The 325-nt window shown below is 40.9% G+C and carries 1 protein-coding gene; it reads right to left on the reverse strand.

Annotated features, from left to right (window positions below):
* Positions 1-325, reverse strand: a 325-nt coding sequence (locus HC176_RS18490; RefSeq protein ID WP_342448726.1) for an amino acid--tRNA ligase-related protein, incomplete at both ends; no start/stop codon positions are given.

Below are 325 nucleotides of genomic sequence, written 5' to 3' on the forward strand. Positions count from 1 at the left end.
GTTTCAACTTCAAAGTAGCCTTTGTCGTTGAAGAAATTCCTCATCGCATTGAAGAGTTTAGTCCTCTTGACAAAGATATCTTTTACCTTTGGATTCACTACCAGATCGGCGTAACGCTGACGGTAGCGGAGTTCAGGATCGTTGAACTCGTCGAAAGTGTTCCCTTCTTTGTCTGTCTTTGGAAGCGGAAGTGGTTTTAAGGACTTGCTTAAAAGCGTGAAATTTTCAACCATTACGGTTTTCTCTCCCACCTGAGTTTTGAACAATTTTCCTTCGATACCTATGAAATCTCCTATGTCAAGAAGTTTCTTGTAAACGTCGTTGT

Source organism: Tamlana crocina (genome assembly GCF_012037625.1).